The following is a 17,444-nucleotide window of genomic DNA, read 5'->3' on the forward strand; positions in this document are numbered from 1 at the left end:
GCTAATTCTTACGCGGTCGGTAGAGGGTGATCATGATTTTGTTCAATAGCGGCCATAATAGGGCGCCAATAATGGGGGGTAAAAAAGAACCCCAGCCAGAATATTTATTGTCAAAAATCAGGCGGATCAACGACATGATGACTTGGTTGCCCATGAGGGTGCCCAGAGCCACAATGGATTGAATACCGTAATGATACAAAATAATGTAGCGCTGCTGGTTCATCACGATGTAAGTGGTGATGGTGTAGGCGAGGGCGTGTTGGCCTAGGGGGCTGCCGGTGGCGATGTCGGAGATGAGGCCGAGCACAAAGGCAGAGCCGATGCTGAATTGATGGGGGCGGTTGATGCTCCAATACAAAATCAGCATGGCCATGATGTCCGGCATCAACTGAATGCTGCCGGTTTGCGCGGTTGGAATTAGGTCGACAAAAATAGCGACCAAGAAGCTACAGTAAATCCAACGCAGCGGAATGTGTTTGCGGTAATCGCTTAAGTGTTCCATGCTTGACTACTCTTGAACGGGGGGCGTTGTCGGTGCAGCGGCGGGCGCTGCGGCGGTTTTGGCTTCTTGATTACGGGGCAAAATCAACACGTAACGGGCACGATGAATGCCGGCTAATGGTTTGACCTTGGTGCGGTAGTAAGGCGTGGCGAGGTTTTTCTCGGCGCTCTTGACCGTGGCCACAGGAATGCCTGCGGGGTAGGTGTCGTCAAGGCCGGATGTTACCAGTAGATCGCCCTCTTGTAGGTCGCCGTCGATTGGGAAATAGCGTAGGTCAACGTTTTGGCCGTTGCCGTACAACAATGCCCGTTCGCCGGTGCGTTCCACCATGATGGGCACGACCTGCTTATTGTCGGTGACCATGCTGACTTCGGCGCTAAACGGCTGAATATTGGTGACTTGGCCTAAGAGGCCATTTTTATCAACCACTACTTGGCCTGCCTGGATCTGGTGTTTGCTGCCTTTATCTAAGACGAGCTTGCTGGCGATAGGGTCACGACCATTGGACGCCACTTGGGCGCTGGTCACAACGGTTAGGGGGGTATCTACCAGCTGTTGTAATGACTTAAGCTCAGCTAATTCGCGCTGTAGCGTTTTGAGCTGAGTCATTTGAATGTGTAAGGCGATGTTGTCTGCCTTGAGCGTCACGACTTCTTGATGCAGCTGATTTTGCTTGGTCAAGAAAATTTCGGCGCTGCGGTAGCTGTTGAGGGGGACATTGGCTAGCCATTGAATGGGGTAAAGCACGGATAAAACCGCGTTTCTAACCGTTTGCGTCATGGGGTATTGGTTGCTGCCAAATAATAAGCCCAAGCTGGCCGTCACAAGGACGACCATCTTGGTGGTGGGCTTAATGGCACGAGACAAGAAAAAAGCCATCTTGACGTGCTGTTATGGGTTGCTGACAAATACAGACGTCAATTTGCCCATCATGTCTAAGGCACGGCCTGAACCACGCACCACGCAGGTCAGTGGGTCTTCGGCGATCATCACCGGTAGGCCAGTTTCTTCCGCCAATAGACGGTCGATGTCTTTCAATAAGGCACCACCGCCGGTGAGCACTAGGCCGCGGTCGGCAATGTCGGCGCCCAATTCTGGTGGGGTTTGTTCTAGGGCGTTTTTCACCGCTTGAACGATTTGGTTCAGCGGTTCGGTCAGCGCTTCTAGAATTTCGTTTGAGGTCACGGTGAAGGCGCGTGGAATGCCTTCAGCTAGGTTGCGGCCTTTGACTTCTAGTTCCAGCACTTCAGAGCCTGGGAAGGCCGAGCCAATTTTTTTCTTGATTTCTTCAGCAGTGGCTTCACCGATCAACATGCCGTAGTGACGGCGAATGTAGTTGATGATGCTTTCGTCGAAGGCGTCGCCGCCTACGCGTACTGAATGAGAATACACCACGCCGCTGAGGGAAATCACGCCTACTTCGGTGGTGCCGCCGCCGATGTCTACCACCATTGAGCCGGTGGGTTCTTCAATCGGTAGGCCCGCGCCGATGGCGGCGGCCATAGGCTCTTCAATCATTTCTACACGAGAAGCGCCTGCGGCTAGGGCAGAGTCGCGAATCGCGCGGCGTTCTACTGGGGTCGAGCCGCAAGGCACGCAGATCACCACGCGTGGGCTAGCAGAAAAACGGCTGGTGTTCACTTTTTTAATGAACTGCTTCAACATTTGTTCGGTGACCACGAAGTCGGCGATCACGCCATCTTTCATCGGGCGAATGGCTTGAATGCTGCCGGGGGTGCGGCCCAACATTTTTTTGGCTTCTAGACCCACGGCTAAAGTCACCAGTTTGTTGCTCATGCCGTCGTTCTGAATGGCGACAACAGAGGGCTCGTCTAGCACAATGTCTTGACCCTTAATGAAAATCAAGGTGTTGGCTGTACCCAGGTCGATGGCTAAATCGTTGGAAAAATATGAGGTTAAGAAGCGAAACATGCGGTTATCCTGTGTATGGGTCGGGTGCTTAATCGGTCGGTGGCCAGCCTGAGTTTTCAAACGGCTTAAATGACAGATCAATGCGTTAATCATGGGCGAAATATCGTCACTAAGGCTAGCTCAAAATAGCTTGCTATGATACCCTAGATTCTTTTATTTGCTAACTGTATTTGAGGATTTTTTATGGCTTTCAATCAAAGCGACGTTGAAAAAATCGCCCAACTGTCTCGTTTATCTCTGACCGAGGCAGAAAGTCGCGCGATGCAACTCGAGCTGGACAGTATTTTTCAAATGATTGAAAAAATGCAGGCGGTAAATACCGATGGGGTAGAACCAATGAGTCACCCGCATGAAATCCCTTTGCGCTTGCGTGACGACGTGGTTACAGAAGTCGACAATCACAAAGCATATCAAGAAATTGCCCCTCAAGTCCAAAATAGTTTGTATTTGGTGCCAAAAGTCATTGAATAATCATATCGTTGTGCGGCCGTTTTAGCGGTTGCACTACGCGAGTGAAGCGTTTTGGCCACCGAATCAAGGGGCAAGCGCATTTATCACCTATTCGAACGTTCGAAAGTATAAAGTCATCACATGAACACATTAACCCTTAAAGCGTGCGTAGAGGCCCTACAAAGCAAGCAAGTGTCGGCCACTGAATTGGCCCAAGACTATTTAAGCCAGATTGAGGCGCACAATGCGGCCATCAATGGTTACATTACTTTAAATAAAGACATCACTTTGGCGCAGGCGCAGGCCGCCGATGCGCTGTTGGCCAGCGGTAATGCCCCGCAATTGGCGGGCGTGCCGATTGCCTACAAAGATTTATTCTGCGACAGCGGCTGGCGTACGGCTGCGTCGTCCAAAATGTTGGATAATTTTGTGTCGCCTTACACCGCAACCGTGGTACAAAATCTACACAATGCCGGCATGGTGACCTTGGGTCGTACCAATATGGACGAATTCGCCATGGGCTCGACCAACGAGCGTTCGTTCTACGGTAAAACCAATAATCCTTGGGACGTGAACTCTGTCCCTGGCGGCTCTTCTGGTGGCTCGGCGGCCGTGGTGGCGGCGCGTTTGGCGCCTGCGGCCTTGGGCAGCGACACCGGCGGCTCGATTCGTCAGCCAGCCAGCCATTGCGGCATTACCGGCCTTAAACCGACCTATGGCATCGTCAGCCGTTTTGGCATGGTGGCCTACGCTTCGAGCTTGGACCAGGCCGGCCCGATGGCGCAAACGGCTGAAGACTGTGCCTTATTGCTCAATAGCATGGCCAGCTTTGACGAGCGCGATTCCACGAGCCTAGATCGCGCCAAAGAAGACTACGCCCGCGATTTAAACAAGCCTTTAACGGGCTTGAAAGTTGGCCTACCTAAAGAATACTTTGCCGACGGACTAGACGCAGAAGTGGCGAAAGCCGTAGATCAAACCGTGGCCTTATTAAAAGCGCAGGGCGCCGAAATCGTTGACGTGTCTTTACCACAAACCGAATTGAGCATTCCAGCCTATTACGTGATTGCGTCTGCTGAAGCTTCAACCAACCTGTCGCGCTTTGATGGCGTGCGCTACGGCCACCGTGCGGCAGAATACAAAGACCTGCAAGAAATGTATGAGCGTTCGCGTTCAGAAGGCTTTGGCGAAGAAGTGAAGCGTCGCATCATGATGGGTGCCTACGTGTTGTCACACGGCTACTACGATGCGTATTACCTCAAGGCGCAAAAAATCCGCCGCCTGATCGCTGAAGATTTTGGCCATGCCTTTAGCCAATGTGACGTAATCCTTGGCCCAGTTGCTCCGACTGCCGCAGGCAAGCAGGGCGCTTTGGGCAACGATCCAGTAGCCATGTATTTGAGCGACATTTACACCTTGTCGGTGAATCTGGCCGGCTTGCCGGGCATGAGCGTACCGGCTGGCTTTACCAGCGCGGGCATGCCGATTGGCGTACAGCTGATTGGACCGCACTTTGCTGAGGCCAAGTTATTGAACGTGGCGCATCAAATTCAGCAGCACAGCGATTGGCACCAACAAGCGCCGAGCGTATAAATACAGACAACGTTAATAGCCTGCGAGGTGGCGCTGATGGCGCGCCCGCAGCAGCGATAAAGAAAGAATCTTATGAATTGGGAAGTTGTGATTGGTTTAGAGGTGCACGTGCAGCTCAACACAGTATCCAAAATCTTTTCGGGCGCTTCAACTGCCTTTGGTGCTGAGCCGAACGCTCACGCCAGCGTGGTGGAGCTGGCCTTGCCTGGCGTCTTGCCGGTGATGAACAAGGCTGCGGTGGAAAAAGCGATTAAGCTGGGCTTGGCGCTGAATGCCACCATCAACCAAAAAAACATTTTTGACCGTAAAAACTACTTTTACCCAGACTTGCCTAAAGGCTACCAAATCAGCCAAATGGACAAGCCGATTGTGGAATTCGGTAAGCTAGACATCATCGTTGGCGACACCAAGAAAACCATTAACGTGACCCGCGCCCACTTAGAAGAAGATGCGGGTAAATCGGTTCATGAAGGTATGGCTGGCGTGACCGGCATCGACTTAAACCGTGCCGGTACGCCTTTATTGGAAGTGGTGTCTGAGCCCGAAATGCGTAGCGCCGCCGATGCGGTGGCCTATGCGAAGGCACTGCATACCTTGGTGACCTGGTTGGGCGTGTGCGACGGCAATATGGCCGAAGGCTCGTTCCGTGTCGACGCCAACGTGTCGGTACGCCCGTTTGGGCAAGCCGAATTTGGCACCCGCTGCGAAATTAAAAACCTGAACTCATTCCGCTTTTTGGAAGCCGCCATCAATTACGAGATCGGCCGCCAAATTGAGCTGATTGAAGACGGTGGTAAAGTGATTCAGCAAACCCGTTTATTTGATCCAGACAGCGGCGAAACCCGTGCCATGCGTTCGAAAGAAGATGCTCACGACTATCGTTACTTCCCTGATCCAGACTTATTGCCCATCATTATTTCGGATGCTCAAATCGAAGCGGCGCGTCAGGAAATGCCAGAGTTGCCCGCCCAAATGGCGGCGCGCTTTGTGGCCGACTTTGACGTGTCTGATTACGACGCCAGCGTATTGACCGCTGAGCGTGCGGTGGCGCTGTACTTTGAAACCGTGGCGAGCGCATCGGGCCAGGGTAAATTGGCCGCCAACTGGCTTAACGGTGAGTTGGCCGCTAGCTTGAATAAGGCTAACTTGAGCATTGCCGAATCGCCGATTCAACCTGAGCGTTTGGTGGGTTTGATTGCCCGCATCCACGACAATACCTTGTCGAACAAGCTGGCCAAACAAGTATTCGAAGCGATGTGGGAGAGCGACTTAGACGCCGACGCCATCATCGAACGCGACGGTTTGAAACAGATTACCGACACCGGCGCCATCGAGGGCATGATTGCCGACGTTTTGGCGGCCAACCCTAAATCGGTAGAAGAATTCAAGGCCGGTAAGGAAAAAGCCCTGAACGCCCTGGTGGGCCAAGTGATGAAAGCCTCACGCGGCAAAGCCAATCCAACTCAGGTACAAGAGTTAATGAAGCAAAAACTAGCCGAGTAAGCAAGCCAACGGCTCAGGGCGTGCAGCGTACGCCTTGGGCCACTGACAACAAAGGACAGTGATGAAACAGTGGTCAAAATTAATGTTGCTGGTGGCCGTGTTGGGCCTGAGCGCCTGTGGTTTTCATTTGCGTGGCATGGGCGGCACCGTTCGCCCCATGCCGTTTACCACCGTACACGTGAGCGGCGACGGCACCTTAGTCGGCCCGCTGAATGTGGTGTTGAAGCGTAATGAAACGATTAAAGTGGTTGGCGCTGGACAGGCAGAAGCTTCTTTAGAAGTGCTGAACGAAAGCGCTAAGCGTGAAGTGTTGACGATTAACCGCGGTGGTTCGGTGAATGAATACCTATACCGCTTTACCGCTACGGCACAGTTACACAAAAATGGTGCGCCTTATGGTGAACCGATGAACGTGACCGTTCGCCGCACCATGGACTACACCGACCGCGACGTATTGGGTAAAGAAGATGAAGAAGGCCAGCTATGGCAAGAAATGCGCATGGATGCTGCTGAGCAGCTGGTGCGTCGTTTAGCCTACATCAAGCCTGATGCGGTGAAAACCACAGAAGAACACCCTGTTGGTTTGATTCGTAAGTAATGGCGGCCTTAAGCTTTAATCAACTGGCCTCTCACCTCAAGGGGCCGCTGGCGCCGTTGTACGTGATTCACGGTGAAGAAGCGCTGTTAAGCCTTGAAGCCTTGGATGCGCTGCGTGCGGCGGCCAAGGCGCAAGGCTATTTGAGCCGCGAACAGTCTATGGTAGAAAATCATTTTGACTGGTCGTCGTGGCTGCAAGACAACGACAGCGTGAGCCTGTTCTCAGAGCAAAAGCTGTTGGAATTGCACATTCCTACGGGTAAGCCTGGCAAAGAAGGTGGCGACGCTTTACAGCAGCTGGTACAGAGGCTACCGCAGGACACGGTGGTGGTGATTTTACTGCCCAAGCTGGAGCGGGTGCAGCTACAAAGCAAATGGTTTACTGCTTTGGCCCAGGCCGCACAGGTACTAGAAGCCAAGGCGATTGGTCTAGAAGGCTTGCCCGCTTGGTTAAGCGGCCGCCTGGCCGACCAAAACCTCTCCATGACGACGGAGGCGCTGGCCCTATTCGCGGAGCGAGTAGAGGGTAATTTATTGGCGGCCAAGCAAGAGCTAGACAAGCTGGCGTTGATTTTCCCTGAAGGCACTGAGCTCAGCTGGGACGACGTGCAAGAGGCCATTGCCCACGTAGCACGCTTTGACGTGTTTCAGCTGGCAGCGGCGTGGATGCGCGGCGACGCCACTCGCGTGGTCAAGCTATTGGATGGTTTAGCGCAAGAGGGTGGCGAGCCGGTACTGCTTTTGTGGGCGCTGAGCGAAGACATTCGCCTTTTGCTGCGCCTGAAGGCCGGCCTGGCTCAAAACCAGACCATCCAAAGCATGAGCCGTTCGCTGCGGCTGTGGGGCGAAAAGCAGCATCTGGCGCCTAAGGCTTTGAACCGTCTAGGCACGGGGCAGCTTTTGAATGCCTTGCAAACCTGTGCCCAAATTGATAGACAGATCAAAGGGGCTGAGGCGGGCGATGCATGGCTGGGCCTGAAAAATCTAGCCTTAACGCTGGCGAAGTAGGCCTGCGTCTTAAGGAATCATACCGGGCTTGCCCGGTATTTTTTTGGTCGTTACCAAGGTTAATGCCGTGCATTCAGCGTGGCACGCTTCTAAAACTATTTAAAAGTATGTTTTGATCGAAATTTAAGTATCGTTTTTTAGTACTGTTTAATTTGCAGTGGTGGCGGCCGGTCATCCTCGCTAAGATGGCTACTGAAGGCACCATCAATAGGCTTCGGCCCACATAAGGACATCTGCTCACCATGCTGCCCCTAAAAATCATTGCCACCGGTAAGGCGCTGCCTGCTGAACCCGTCACCTCGGCACAGCTCGACCAAAAGTTGGGTTTGCCTAATGGCTATGTGGCTAAAAAATCAGGCGTGACCCATCGCTATTTTGCCGATGCGGGCTTATTGCAATCAGCTTTAGGCGCCGCCGCGCTAAGCGATGCCTGCCGTCAATATGGGCTAGACCCGCACAGCATTGACCTATTGTTGTGCGCCAACGGCGTACCAGAACAGGCCCTGCCCAGTACGGCCAGCCGTACCTTGGCCTGTGCTGATTTGCGCGCCGGCATCGCCGCTTTTGACGTTAACGCCAGCTGCGTCAGCTTTGTGACGGCGCTGCATCAAGCAGCGTGCTTACTCAACAGCGGCGCCTATCAGCGCATTGCCATTGTGTCGTCGGAGCTAGCGTCGCGCGGCATAGACTGGCGCGATCATGAAACGGCGCTGATTTTTGGCGACGGGGCTGCGGCGGTGATTGTTGAGTCGGGCGAGGGGGCAGAAGGCTGCGCCGCCTATCGTTTGGCGGTGTATCCAGAAGGCGTGAGCCATTGCGAGATTCGCGCCGGCGGCACGCGCCGCAACCCCAGCGTCGGCTTGGCAGCAGAGGACCAGGTGTTTCAAATGGCGGGTAAGCGCGTGTTTAAGCTGGCGTCACAGTTGATGCCTGAATTCTTGACGGATTTATTCGCGCCTTTGGGCTATGCGCCCACTCAAGTTGACTTGGTGGTGCCGCATCAGGCCAGCCACTTGTCTTTACACCATCTGCGTACGCGCTTGGGCTATACCGAGGCACAGGTGGTGGACATTTATGCCGAGCATGGCAATCAGGTGGCGGCCTCCATCCCCACGGCCTTGCATGAAGCCATGCGCCAAGGGCGGATGGGGCCAGGGCAGAAAGTATTGCTCATCGGAACGGCGGCCGGGTTTGGCATGGCCGGCATGGTGTTGTACACATGAAGCAAGTCTTGTTAACCGGTGCCAGTCATGGCTTGGGCCGCAATGCGGCGACATTTCTGGCTGAAGAGGGCGTGGCCTATCGTGGCGTGGGCCGCAGTGCCGATGCTTTGACCCAGCTGCCAGGCCAGCTGATCGCGCCAATGGCGGTGGATTTAACCCAGCTGGCACCTGCTGATTATGCACCGCTGCTGGCGGGGTGCGACACGGTATGGCACTGTGCGGCGCTGTCGTCGCCGTGGGGGCGATACCAAGATTTTTACGCCATCAACTTCAGCGCCACCGAGCGCCTCGCCGAAGCCGCTGGGCGGCAAGGCGTGGCGAGATTCGTGCACGTGTCGACGCCGTCGGTGTATTTTGACTATCAGCATCGTCACCAGATCAAAGAGACATTTTGCGCTCAGCGCTTGCCCAATCATTACGCCCAGACTAAATGGCTGGCGGAAGGGGCGATACAGCGTGCGGCTCAGGCTTATCCTGATACCCGCTACGTTATTTTGCGCCCGCGCGCCATCTTTGGGCCACATGATCGGGTATTGCTGCCGCGGGTGTGGGCGCGCCTACGCCAGCAGCAAGGCCTGCTGCGCTTGCCGCGCGGCGGCGCGACGCTGATGGACTTTACCTATGTGGCCAATGTGGTGCAGGCCTTGAGTTTGGCCAGCACCCAGCCAAATATCGCTTCTGGCAGCGTGTTCAACATCAGTAATCAAGAGCCGTGGACATTGGCTGAGGTGTTGGGCGCTTTGTTCGGCCAGCTGGCCGAGCCCTATGGCGTGCGCGCCGTGCCGTATGGCGTGGTTAAAACCGTGGCCCAGCTGTCAGAGTTAGGAGCCTGGGCCACGGGTCGGGCGCCGGCGCTGACGCGCTATGGCGCAGGGACATTGAATTACGACATGACGTTGTGCCCACTGCGGGCGCAGCAACAGCTGGGGTATGTGCCTCAGGTGAACATGGCCGAAGCGATTGCGCACACGGCCTTTTGGTTAGGCGAACATGGCTACGATGACTGAATTCATTGCCGGCCACTGCACTCATGCGGCCTGCATGGCAGTGCGTGGTGCCGGCTTGCAAAGCTGTGCCTTTCCGGCCAAAACCTATTTGTTGAGCGCCAACCAGCGCCATTGGCTGTGGGATACGGGCTACGCCCAACACTTTATGGACGCCACCGCCAGTGGGCTGTTTGCGCTGTATCGGCGGGTGACGCCGGTTTACTTCGAATCCAGCCAGGCCATCGTGGCTCAGCTGCGCCAGCGCGGCATTCAGGCGCGTGATTTGTCGGGGGTGATTTTGTCGCATTTTCACGGCGACCACATTGCTGGCCTGAAGGATTTTCCCGATGTGCCCTTGATCGCCAGCGGCCAGGGGTGGGCGCAGACGCAGCACTTACGCGGCTGGCGCGCCTTACAAAAGGGCTTTGTGCCCGAGCTTATGCCCAGTGATGCGGCGCAGCGGCTGTGGCCGATGGAGTTGGGCGGGGTAGTGGCCTTACCGCCAGAGCTGTATCCCTTCACCACGGGTTACGCCGTGCCGGGCAGCAATAAAGAGCTCATCTTGGTGGACTTACCTGGGCATGCGGCCGGCCACATCGGTGCATTTGTTTACACCGATGACGGGTGGCATCTATTGGCCGCCGATGCAGCTTGGGACGTGGCTAATTTTCGGGAGGGGCGGTTGCCTTCTCCTTTAACCCGCTTGATTATGGCCGATCATGGCCAATATGTCGCCACCTTAGGGCAGCTGCGCCTACTGGATGCAGGCGGTCAGGTGCAGATTCATTTAAGCCATGATGGAGGCGTGTGATGGGGCTAGTGGCGATTGTTTGGCATTATTGGCGCAGCAAGCGTTGGCGCTTTAGCCAGCGCTCGGCGCTGTTGGCGCACCAGCAGCGGCAGTGGCGCCAGTTTGAGCGCAGGGTTTTGTCTCGTAGCCCTTATTTTAAGCCTTATTGTGGCCAGCCCTTGGCGCAATGGCCGATCATGGATAAAGCCTCGATGATGCGGGACTTTAATGCCCTCAATACGGCTGGCTTAGCCTTAGAGGATGTGTGGCAAACGGCGCAGGCGGCCGAACACAGCCGTGATTTTTCCAGCGCTTTGTCCGGCTATGAAGTTGGCCTGTCGTCGGGGACCTCGGCTCAGCGCGGGGTTTTTGTGGTGAGCCAGGCGGAGCGAGCGCAGTGGGCGGGGGTGATTTTGGCCAAGCTGTTGCCGCGCGGGCTGTTGCAGCGCGAGCGGGTGGCCTTGATCTTAAGGGCGAATAATAATTTATACGAAGGCGTGGGCCGTAGCCGCCGCTTACAGTTTCGTTTTTTTGATATGATGCAGGCATTTACGCCTTTATGCGCTGATTTGGCTGGCTATCAGCCCAGCATCATCGTGGCGCCCGCGCAGGTATTGTGCGCCTTGGCCAGGCAAGTTCAGTCTGGTGAGCTAGCGCTGGCGCCGCGGCGGGTGATTTCGGCCGCCGAGGTGCTGTCGGCAGCGGATCGACGCTTGCTGGAGTCGGTGTTTGCCGAAGTGCATGAAGTGTATCAGGCGACAGAAGGGTTTTTGGCGGCGACCTGTGCGCATGGGCGCTTGCATCTTAACGAAGAATACGTTTTGTTTGAAGAAGAGTGGCTGGACGAGCAGCGTTTTGTGCCCATCATCACCGACTTTACCCGCCAAACCCAGCCCATGGTGCGCTATCGCCTAGACGATGTGCTGCAGCTAGACCCACGGCCATGCCCTTGTGGTTCGGCTACGCGCGTGCTGGCGGCGATTGAAGGTCGTTTGGGTGATGTAGTGCATCTGCCAGGGAGAAACGGCCAGCTTGTGGCGCTGTTTGCCGATGCGCTGAGCCGCGTGTTTGCTCAAGCGCTGCCGCGGCAGGCCGATTATCAGCTGACTCAAATCAGCGCAACCGCGTTGAACTTGGCGATAGAGGGCAGCGAAGCCGATTGGGCGAGTGCACGAACAGCTTTAACTGCCTATTTTGAGCAGCAAGGCGTGGCTACAGAGGCCGTAGACTGGCATGTCGTGGCGCTGCCGCAGGCGCAGTCAGGCCAAAAGCGCCGCCGCATTCAGGTGGTGGCCGCATGAGTCGGGCCTTTCGTGCTTGGGCCTTATTCAGCGCCTGGGGGTTTGTGGGCCTGTGCTACAGCATAGGTGCGCTCTGGGCTGAGCGCGCCGGCGTGACGGTGCAGGTGTATCAAACCTGGCTAGACGATGCCACGCCTTTTTGGGTCGATGGTTGGCTGGTGTACGCGTCGTTTTTTGTGCTGGTGCCGTATGCGTTTTTCAGCAGCGCCAGCCGTTGGATTCGGCCGCTGCGGCTCAGCATGCAGTATGCTGCTCTGGCTGCCTTGGTCATGTATTTATTGTGGCCCAGCAGCATGGTTTATCCTGAGGTGGTGGGCGAGACGCTGAACCAGCGGCTGTGGCTCTGGCTACATGAATGGGACACTACGGGAAATTGTTTGCCATCGCTACACGTGGTGTTGGCAACGCTGTGTGGCTTGGCCTTGGGGCAAAGCCATCAAGGCAAGCGTCGCTTGATTGAGCTACTGTGGGTGGCGCTGGTGATTGTCTCGGTATTGCTGCTGAAGCGGCATCTGTGGCTAGACGTTGCTTCGGGCTTAGCATTAGCGCTGGTGGCGGCAAAAGGAGGAGGCCTATGGGGTCGTCGGGATTCAATTTAATGGTGTGGCCGCTGCTGCTGATGGTGGTGTCGGTATTGGCCGAGAGTGGCTTCAATTATTGGCGCGGCCGCACGGTGGATTGGCGTGACGTGGGCTTTAATTTTAACGTGGGCCAGATTATTTTGTGGCTAGGCCGTACGCTTGAGATTGCGGTGTTTGTGTGGGTGTATGAGGCTTTTGCATGGCAGGGGCTGGCGGCGCTGCCAACTTGGGCCAGCTGGCTGTGGGTGTTCATCGTCTGGGATTTAGGTTTTTATTTATTGCACCGCAGCCATCATCATGTGCGTGCCCTGTGGTGGGTGCATGAGGTACACCACACCGGTCAACAGTTTAATCTTTCCTTGGGCGTACGCAATGCGTGGTATTCGTCCTTAACGTCGGTGCCGTTCTTTTTGCCGCTGGCGCTGCTGGGCGCGACGCCGCTACAGTTTGTGGTGGTGTCTACCGTGCATTACGCCATTCAGCTGTTTAACCACAATAGCTTCTTGCGTGGCTATGGGCCGCTGGAGTGGCTGCTGGTGAGCCCGAATCTGCATCGCGTGCATCACGGCAATGCTGCACCCTACATCAATAAAAACTACGGCGGCACGTTTAGCGTGTGGGATAGGCTGTTTGGCACCTATCAGCCGCTGTTATCACAGCAGCCGCCCGAGTTTGGGGTAAAGGGGAGTTTGACCAGCCAAAACCCACTGAAGGCCAATCACGCTTGGCTGGCACGCTGGCGCCAAGAGTTGGCGACAGCGCCGAGCGAAATGCCGAGTGGGCCGGCAGTGCTCACCATGAGCGTGGCGCTGTTTGGCCTGGTTTTGTACTATATTGCCTGGCAGTTTAGCTGGCTGTGGTGGCAGCAGGGCGCCTGGGTGGCGCTACTGGCGATCGGCAGCGTGGCCATTGGCGCCTGGGCCGATGGTCGGGCACGCTTTGGCCTACACTGGTGGTGTGTCGGCATGGGCATGCTGGGGGTGTGTCTACATCTGTGGGCCTAGGCGGCGTCACAACGGAAAACGCCAAGCAGCTGCTTGGCGTTTTGGTGATGTGTGTGCTTGTTGTTATGAGGTGCGGTTTGTTGCTGACTGCTTATTGCTTGTTATCCAAAGCCCACTTGCCTGGCCCAGAGAAAACGAAATATAGAAAACTGAAGCTCAACACCACGGCCAAAGAACCGCCGTTCATCACGGGGAATAAGAGGCTGCTGGCGCTGACGTGGCCAATAAAGTAGGCAAACGCCATTTGGCCTGACAAAATCAAGGCGGCGAATCGGGTTTTAAAGCCCAAGAGCAGCATCAGGCCACCGACAAGTTCGACCACGCCGGCAATGCCGTAAATAGAGCTCAAAGGCACGTTGGCAAACTGCTCGGTATAGGGAATGGCAAAGGTTTTGGCTAGGCCATACAGCATAATGCAGTAGCCCAAAACGATGCGCAGTAGGCCAAGGGCGTGCGGTTGATAGGCTGATGTTGATGAAGTGTGTGTCATGGTGGCTTTTTTCTCTGGTTGGCCATTATTTATAAATTGTCGACATTTTATCGCAATAAATAATATTTATGTATGAAATAAAATATATTAATAATGAAAAGTTTTAATATTTTCGCTATGAACCCACGCTGTGGACGTGGGTTGATGGCGCCGATTTTAAGTTAAGAGTCGGTTTTTAAAGAAAAGTTTCCTTAAGTCGATCTGCTCAGGCATGAGCGCTGAAAATGCCGTTAAGCGGTTGAGTTTGTGGTTATAATGAAGCAGGTGCCTCAGCGCCTGAGGCGCGTGACGTAAACCATCATAAAAATCAAAGGAGAAGCAGCCATGAATTACTTTACCATCGTGACCTATCACCCCAATAAAGGCCAAAGCGTGGCTGAATTAGAGGCTTTATACGCTGCGGTGGTGCCGAAATTTGCGCGGGTTCGCGGCTTGGTGCGCAAATATTTTGGCTACGATGTCGACAATAATACCGGCACCAGCGTGTATTTATGGAATAGTCGTGAAGAGGCCGAGGTGTTTTACGCCAAGCCCGCCTTCCAAGAAAGTTTTCGTGCGGCCTTTGGCTGCGATATTGCCAGCATACAGTATGTGCCCGTGCGGGCGATTTCTGAACATGAAGCCCGAGAGGGCGATGAGTGATGGATTAATAGCAAAACCTCACCTACAGGTGCTGGACCATGTTGGTGAGGTTGGGCGCGGGTAAGGCTACTGGTCGTAGCCGCTTTTTTGCCAAATGCCTTGATCGATCATGTACTGAATTTGTGGCGTCAATACCGTATCCTTATAGGTTTGATGCGAACCTTGGGGTTCAGAGGCGTAGAGGTTTTTAGGATAAAGGGGGCGTTCATATATAAGCTTGGCGCATTCGGTTCTGACGTCTTTAAGCCAATTGGTTGTGGCGGCGTGGGTGCGATGATGGCGTAAGGCCTCAATGTCGACCACGCCGTAGACGTAGGAAGAGCCGTTGGTGTCGTGTTGCTTACCAATGACGCGGCCTTTGTAGTCGATGATGGATGAGAGGCTGCCGGAGCAATCCACTGGCGCCTGGCTGTTTGGTTGTAGATAAACCGGTCCAAGGTTGGGCGCCAATACGTAGAAATTGTTTTCTAAGGCGCGAGCGCGGTTGGAAATGTCGAAAATATCGTTTTGGGTAAACGGTGTGGGCATGGAGGCGCGATAAACTACTTCAGCACCATTCACGGCGAGGCCGCGCCCGTTTTCGGGGAAATTACCTTCCATCGCCATCATCACGCCAAGGTTACCGATTTCAGTGTGGGCAACGGGCCAGAAAGCATCGAGTTGGTAGCCGTAGCGTTCAATCCATTGGTCAAATAAATCGTGGGGAGAGGCTGAGCGTTCGCACGGTAACAGGGCAGACATTTTGTGATGTTGCAGGATGATTTCGCCGTTAGGGTTGATGATGAAACCCACGTTGAACATGATGCCGGGCCAGTCGGCCTCTCTGACTTTGGCCTGAGCCATGATGTAAATTTGGTGCTTTTGAGCGAAAAGCGCGAGGCGGTCGGTTTCTGGGCCCGGGATGTCGATGGCGCCATCGGCCAAGAACTCGGCGACGGGCGTGTCTAAGGCTTCGTCGGTAAAGCCTTGCAGTGCGCCTTCAGGCAGCAGTAAAAGGCGTACCGGTAGGTCTAAAGAAGACAGCCAGATGGCGCCCTCTGCCAATTCTTCAATATGGTCTAAATTGCGCATGATGTCGGCGCGCCGATGAATGCCCCAAGTGGTGGGAATAAGGCCAACGACGCCATAGGGTTTAATCATGATGATGCTCCTTGTTCGTGAGTGTTGTTAGGGCTCTACACCTACTGTGGCAGCGGGGCGGAGTCGATTGGGAAACACTAGGCCGATTGGGCATGGGGCGGCAAAGCTTGATCGAGATGCGTGGCCGAAAAGTTTGGCTCATGCCACAATGGCTAATGATCGTACGCTGATAAGTTATCAGTGTGCTGATAATTTATAATGGATTAAAATGACTGAAAATGCAATGAAAGAAGATGAGTTTTTTTCGATCGCCCGTGGGCCCTTGGGTTATTTACTGCGTCAGGCTGCTAATGTGTACCGCACCAGAATGGAGTCGGCGCTACAGGAAATGGACGTGACAGGCCCACAATTCACGATTTTGACGATTATTGCCGAGTCACCAGGGTGTTCGAATGCAGATGTGGCGCGTTTGGCCCTATTGACGCCACAGACGGTGAGCCTCATTGTGGCCAAGCTGGTTGATTTGGGTTTGATTGAAAAGCAGGGGCATCCGATTTATAAGCGGGTACAGGTATTGACCATCACGGCGCAGGGCTTGCGTGTGTTGGATCAGTGTGCGGTTAAAGTGGCGGCTTTAGAGGCGAGCCTGTCGGCGGGCTTTAGCGCAGAAGAGGCGGCGGTGATTCGGCGTTGGATTGCGCATGTAATCGAGCAGCAGGCGCTTTAATTGAGGCTTAACGCGCGCTCAAAATCAGCCTGAAACTGGGGGGTATTGACGAAGCGCGCGGCTCGAAGCCGTTCTTGGCCTTCGATGAACAGCAGCAGCACCGGTAGGGTTAGGGCATGGAAGGTGCTGGCCACAGCCGGCAGAGCGCTGGCGTCTAGTTCGATGAAGCGTACCTGATCATGGTGGGCCAGCCGGGCGGCGAGCTGTGGTTTGAGCGCATGGCAAACGCCGCAGTGTGGGCTACCAATGTAGACAAATACCGCAGGCAGGCTGTTGATGAGGACTAAGGCCTCATCTAGGCTGGCGATGGGGGTGAATAGCTTAGCGCTCATCGTTTGCGTCCTGTGTCGGGACTTCTAGGCTGACGCGACCATTGGGCCCGACGTGGCTACGGTTGTCGATATTGACTGGCGGCATGCCTTTGCGTTGGCGCCACCAGCCGCCGAGGCGGTATAGGCACAATAGGCCGGGATAAGGCAGCAAGATGGCGATCAATAAATAGCGCACATTGTCAAAAGAAATGCTGTGCCGCTGCTCGGTCACGAGGTGAATCAGCTGCCACAGCCAGCCCCATACGGCGGTGGCGCTTAAAACCACCATGCTGGCTAAGGCCACCACACGACCAGGATTCATGACGTAGGGCTTGCCGATGCTGACGTGGCGATTAAACGACATCAGCTTGAGCATGGCCCACAGCATGTAGGCAAACATCAACACGTTGGCCGTTGTGGGTAGCCAGTCAAAGAACCAATCGGGCAGGCCGAGGATGGTTTGGCCCGAATTCGGGCTGCTGGCGGCCGCCCAGCCGGCTTGAGCGGTTAGGGTGAGGTTAAACCCTAGATCGGCAATGATCAGCAATAAAGGCAGCAACAGCAAGATTCGTTTCATGAGGGCGAAGAGGTTCGAGTCGGTAAAGACGTTAATATGCCTTGATTGGGCGGGAATGGCAATGCCGCTGGGGTGGTATAGATTGTTTTTGTTCAATAAAAAGCCCATCGCGCCAAAGGCACGATGGGCTTTAATCAATTGCGAAGC

At 54.9% G+C, this 17,444-nt stretch carries 20 protein-coding genes; 13 read left to right on the plus strand and 7 right to left on the minus strand.

The window, feature by feature from the left end; all coding sequences use genetic code 11:
* Position 1: 1 nt before the first annotated feature.
* The 3 genes from mreD to AB8Q18_04700 are packed head-to-tail and all read right to left on the minus strand — an operon-like array spanning position 2 to position 2,434.
* The gene (mreD, locus tag AB8Q18_04690; protein XDZ52351.1) at positions 2-502 is read right to left on the minus strand and encodes a rod shape-determining protein MreD; all 501 of its coding nucleotides are present in this window, start codon (positions 500-502) and stop codon (positions 2-4) included.
* A gap of 6 nt (positions 503-508) precedes the next feature.
* Positions 509-1,369, minus strand: a complete 861-nt coding sequence (gene mreC / locus AB8Q18_04695; GenBank protein ID XDZ52352.1) for a rod shape-determining protein MreC — start codon at positions 1,367-1,369, stop codon at positions 509-511.
* Between the two features lie 24 nt (positions 1,370-1,393).
* Positions 1,394-2,434 (minus strand): rod shape-determining protein, encoded by a 1,041-nt coding sequence (locus tag AB8Q18_04700; protein XDZ52353.1) that lies wholly within the window; start codon positions 2,432-2,434, stop codon positions 1,394-1,396.
* Between the two features lie 183 nt (positions 2,435-2,617).
* On the opposite strand from AB8Q18_04700, the gene gatC reads away from it, so the two are divergent.
* The 11 genes from gatC (at position 2,618) to AB8Q18_04755 (ending at position 13,470) form a co-directional block, all read left to right on the plus strand.
* A complete protein-coding gene (gene gatC / locus AB8Q18_04705; protein XDZ52354.1) occupies positions 2,618-2,905 on the plus strand; it encodes an Asp-tRNA(Asn)/Glu-tRNA(Gln) amidotransferase subunit GatC in 288 nt (95 codons plus the stop codon).
* A 120-nt stretch (positions 2,906-3,025) separates the two neighbouring features.
* Positions 3,026-4,477 carry an Asp-tRNA(Asn)/Glu-tRNA(Gln) amidotransferase subunit GatA gene (gene gatA, locus AB8Q18_04710; protein ID XDZ52355.1) on the plus strand — a complete coding sequence of 484 codons (1,452 nt, stop codon included), beginning with the start codon at positions 3,026-3,028 and terminating at the stop codon, positions 4,475-4,477.
* Positions 4,478-4,549: 72 nt separating this feature from the next.
* Positions 4,550-5,980 (plus strand): Asp-tRNA(Asn)/Glu-tRNA(Gln) amidotransferase subunit GatB, encoded by a 1,431-nt coding sequence (gene gatB / locus AB8Q18_04715; protein XDZ52356.1) that lies wholly within the window; start codon positions 4,550-4,552, stop codon positions 5,978-5,980.
* 61 nt (positions 5,981-6,041) lie between these two features.
* Positions 6,042-6,578, plus strand: coding sequence for an LPS assembly lipoprotein LptE (gene lptE, locus AB8Q18_04720; GenBank protein XDZ52357.1), 537 nt, complete (start codon positions 6,042-6,044; stop codon positions 6,576-6,578).
* A complete protein-coding gene (gene holA / locus AB8Q18_04725; protein XDZ52358.1) occupies positions 6,578-7,585 on the plus strand; it encodes a DNA polymerase III subunit delta in 1,008 nt (335 codons plus the stop codon). Before lptE ends, holA begins: the two co-directional genes overlap by 1 nt.
* A 242-nt stretch (positions 7,586-7,827) precedes the next feature.
* Positions 7,828-8,808, plus strand: a complete 981-nt coding sequence (locus tag AB8Q18_04730; GenBank protein XDZ52359.1) for a 3-oxoacyl-[acyl-carrier-protein] synthase III C-terminal domain-containing protein — start codon at positions 7,828-7,830, stop codon at positions 8,806-8,808.
* On the plus strand, positions 8,805-9,815 hold the full coding sequence (locus AB8Q18_04735) for an NAD-dependent epimerase/dehydratase family protein (GenBank protein XDZ52360.1): 1,011 nt from the start codon (positions 8,805-8,807) through the stop codon (positions 9,813-9,815). The genes AB8Q18_04730 and AB8Q18_04735 overlap by 4 nt, the downstream gene beginning before the upstream one ends.
* Complete coding sequence (locus tag AB8Q18_04740; protein ID XDZ52361.1) at positions 9,799-10,605, plus strand: MBL fold metallo-hydrolase; 807 nt, start codon at positions 9,799-9,801, stop codon at positions 10,603-10,605. The genes AB8Q18_04735 and AB8Q18_04740 overlap by 17 nt, the downstream gene beginning before the upstream one ends.
* Positions 10,605-11,885, plus strand: coding sequence for a F390 synthetase-related protein (locus AB8Q18_04745; protein XDZ52362.1), 1,281 nt, complete (start codon positions 10,605-10,607; stop codon positions 11,883-11,885). The genes AB8Q18_04740 and AB8Q18_04745 overlap by 1 nt, the downstream gene beginning before the upstream one ends.
* Complete coding sequence (locus AB8Q18_04750) at positions 11,882-12,484, plus strand: phosphatase PAP2 family protein (protein ID XDZ52363.1); 603 nt, start codon at positions 11,882-11,884, stop codon at positions 12,482-12,484. Before AB8Q18_04745 ends, AB8Q18_04750 begins: the two co-directional genes overlap by 4 nt.
* On the plus strand, positions 12,460-13,470 hold the full coding sequence (locus AB8Q18_04755; protein ID XDZ52364.1) for a sterol desaturase family protein: 1,011 nt from the start codon (positions 12,460-12,462) through the stop codon (positions 13,468-13,470). Before AB8Q18_04750 ends, AB8Q18_04755 begins: the two co-directional genes overlap by 25 nt.
* Positions 13,471-13,561: 91 nt before the next feature.
* Here the strand turns inward: AB8Q18_04755 and AB8Q18_04760 are convergent, their stop codons facing one another.
* Positions 13,562-13,960 carry a DoxX family protein gene (locus AB8Q18_04760; GenBank protein ID XDZ52365.1) on the minus strand — a complete coding sequence of 133 codons (399 nt, stop codon included), beginning with the start codon at positions 13,958-13,960 and terminating at the stop codon, positions 13,562-13,564.
* A 324-nt stretch (positions 13,961-14,284) separates the two neighbouring features.
* On the opposite strand from AB8Q18_04760, the gene AB8Q18_04765 reads away from it, so the two are divergent.
* The gene (locus tag AB8Q18_04765) at positions 14,285-14,602 is read left to right on the plus strand and encodes a hypothetical protein (GenBank protein XDZ52366.1); all 318 of its coding nucleotides are present in this window, start codon (positions 14,285-14,287) and stop codon (positions 14,600-14,602) included.
* A 66-nt stretch (positions 14,603-14,668) separates the two neighbouring features.
* Here AB8Q18_04765 and AB8Q18_04770 read toward each other — a convergent pair whose 3' ends face one another.
* Complete coding sequence (locus AB8Q18_04770) at positions 14,669-15,742, minus strand: nitrilase-related carbon-nitrogen hydrolase (protein XDZ52367.1); 1,074 nt, start codon at positions 15,740-15,742, stop codon at positions 14,669-14,671.
* A gap of 208 nt (positions 15,743-15,950) precedes the next feature.
* Here AB8Q18_04770 and AB8Q18_04775 point away from each other — a divergent pair, with 208 nt between their 5' ends.
* The gene (locus AB8Q18_04775; GenBank protein XDZ52368.1) at positions 15,951-16,409 is read left to right on the plus strand and encodes a MarR family winged helix-turn-helix transcriptional regulator; all 459 of its coding nucleotides are present in this window, start codon (positions 15,951-15,953) and stop codon (positions 16,407-16,409) included.
* Here AB8Q18_04775 and AB8Q18_04780 read toward each other — a convergent pair.
* Together AB8Q18_04780 and AB8Q18_04785 are read right to left on the minus strand one after the other, a co-directional pair.
* Positions 16,406-16,741, minus strand: a complete 336-nt coding sequence (locus tag AB8Q18_04780) for a thioredoxin family protein (protein ID XDZ52369.1) — start codon at positions 16,739-16,741, stop codon at positions 16,406-16,408. The two genes, AB8Q18_04775 and AB8Q18_04780, sit on opposite strands and share 4 nt — an antisense overlap.
* A complete protein-coding gene (locus AB8Q18_04785) occupies positions 16,731-17,435 on the minus strand; it encodes a hypothetical protein (protein ID XDZ52370.1) in 705 nt (234 codons plus the stop codon). Before AB8Q18_04785 ends, AB8Q18_04780 begins: the two co-directional genes overlap by 11 nt.
* Positions 17,436-17,444: the final 9 nt, after the last annotated feature.

This window comes from Neisseriaceae bacterium CLB008, from assembly GCA_041228285.1.
In the GTDB taxonomy this organism is placed as follows: domain Bacteria; phylum Pseudomonadota; class Gammaproteobacteria; order Burkholderiales; family Neisseriaceae; genus JAGNPU01.

Bases quoted from the DNA above. Each gene is read 5' to 3' on its own strand.
- mreD (XDZ52351.1), bottom strand. From the start codon at position 502: ATGGAACACTTAAGCGATTACCGCAAACACATTCCGCTGCGTTGGATT.
- AB8Q18_04700 (XDZ52353.1), bottom strand. From the start codon at position 2,434: ATGTTTCGCTTCTTAACCTCATATTTTTCCAACGATTTAGCCATCGAC.
- gatC (XDZ52354.1), top strand. From the start codon at position 2,618: ATGGCTTTCAATCAAAGCGACGTTGAAAAAATCGCCCAACTGTCTCGT.
- gatA (XDZ52355.1), top strand. From the start codon at position 3,026: ATGAACACATTAACCCTTAAAGCGTGCGTAGAGGCCCTACAAAGCAAG.
- gatB (XDZ52356.1), top strand. From the start codon at position 4,550: ATGAATTGGGAAGTTGTGATTGGTTTAGAGGTGCACGTGCAGCTCAAC.
- lptE (XDZ52357.1), top strand. From the start codon at position 6,042: ATGAAACAGTGGTCAAAATTAATGTTGCTGGTGGCCGTGTTGGGCCTG.
- holA (XDZ52358.1), top strand. From the start codon at position 6,578: ATGGCGGCCTTAAGCTTTAATCAACTGGCCTCTCACCTCAAGGGGCCG.
- AB8Q18_04730 (XDZ52359.1), top strand. From the start codon at position 7,828: ATGCTGCCCCTAAAAATCATTGCCACCGGTAAGGCGCTGCCTGCTGAA.
- AB8Q18_04735 (XDZ52360.1), top strand. From the start codon at position 8,805: ATGAAGCAAGTCTTGTTAACCGGTGCCAGTCATGGCTTGGGCCGCAAT.
- AB8Q18_04740 (XDZ52361.1), top strand. From the start codon at position 9,799: ATGGCTACGATGACTGAATTCATTGCCGGCCACTGCACTCATGCGGCC.
- AB8Q18_04745 (XDZ52362.1), top strand. From the start codon at position 10,605: ATGGGGCTAGTGGCGATTGTTTGGCATTATTGGCGCAGCAAGCGTTGG.
- AB8Q18_04750 (XDZ52363.1), top strand. From the start codon at position 11,882: ATGAGTCGGGCCTTTCGTGCTTGGGCCTTATTCAGCGCCTGGGGGTTT.
- AB8Q18_04755 (XDZ52364.1), top strand. From the start codon at position 12,460: ATGGGGTCGTCGGGATTCAATTTAATGGTGTGGCCGCTGCTGCTGATG.
- AB8Q18_04760 (XDZ52365.1), bottom strand. From the start codon at position 13,960: ATGACACACACTTCATCAACATCAGCCTATCAACCGCACGCCCTTGGC.
- AB8Q18_04765 (XDZ52366.1), top strand. From the start codon at position 14,285: ATGAATTACTTTACCATCGTGACCTATCACCCCAATAAAGGCCAAAGC.
- AB8Q18_04770 (XDZ52367.1), bottom strand. From the start codon at position 15,742: ATGATTAAACCCTATGGCGTCGTTGGCCTTATTCCCACCACTTGGGGC.
- AB8Q18_04775 (XDZ52368.1), top strand. From the start codon at position 15,951: ATGACTGAAAATGCAATGAAAGAAGATGAGTTTTTTTCGATCGCCCGT.
- AB8Q18_04780 (XDZ52369.1), bottom strand. From the start codon at position 16,741: ATGAGCGCTAAGCTATTCACCCCCATCGCCAGCCTAGATGAGGCCTTA.